General features: G+C 58.2%; 1 protein-coding gene. It reads left to right on the top strand.

What is annotated here, in order from left to right; genetic code table 11:
- A partial coding sequence (locus ABR397_RS22870; protein ID WP_350307711.1) for an ImcF-related family protein occupies window positions 1-914 on the top strand: 914 nt, incomplete at both ends.

Raw genomic sequence — 914 nt, 5'->3', positions numbered from 1 at the left:
CCAGATGGGCCGACACAATGCGGAAGCCACGCTCTACCAGCAGATGCTGCAATCGGTGCAGAAGGATTATGCCGACCTGACCTTAAGGCAGATGACCGGCGACACCGAAGCAGCACGGCTGTTTACCACCACACATGTGGTACCGGGCATGTTTACCCGTCAGGCGTGGGAAGGGCAGATACAGAAAGCGATGGATAACGCGGTGGCTTCACGTAAGGAAGCGATTGACTGGGTGCTGAGTGATAACCGTCAGGCCGTCCCGGCAGCGGTGTCGCCGGCGGAGCTGAAAGCCCGCCTGACCGCGCGTTACTTTACCGATTTCGCCGGGGCCTGGCAGGATTTTCTCAACAGCCTGCGCTGGAACAAAGCGCGTAATCTGGCCGAGGCGACAGACCAGTTAACCCTGATGACGGACGGGCGTCAGTCCCCGCTGATAGCGTTAATGAACACCGTGGCGTATCAGGGACAGACCGGGCAGCAGAACCCGGCGTTATCGGCGTCACTGGTGAAATCCGCTAAGACGTTGCTGAATAAAACAGCGGTGCCGGTGATTACCCCGCAAACGCCTGAACTGAGCGGGCCAATGGACCGCACCTTCGGTCCGTTACTGGCGCTGATGGGAAAAAATAATCCACACAGTGTGATGACGACGGACAATACCCTCAACCTGCCAACCTTCCTGACCCGGGTCACACAGGTGCGGCTGAAACTGCAACAGATGAACGCCAGTGATGACCCGTTGGAAATGGCGGGAAGGCTGGCGCAGACGGTGTTTCAGGGCAAAAGCACCGACCTGACAGAGACGCAGGGCTACGGCAATCTGATGGCGGCCAGTTTGGGTGACCCATGGCACGGTTTTGGTCAGACGATGTTCGTGCAGCCGTTAAATCAGGCGTGGCAGGAGATCCTGAAAC

The sequence above is a fragment of the Photorhabdus viridis genome, assembly GCF_040256935.1.
Lineage (GTDB): Bacteria > Pseudomonadota > Gammaproteobacteria > Enterobacterales > Enterobacteriaceae > Photorhabdus > Photorhabdus viridis.
Note: the sequence above shows the minus strand (reverse complement) of the source record. Positions and strands in the feature narration are given on the sequence as shown.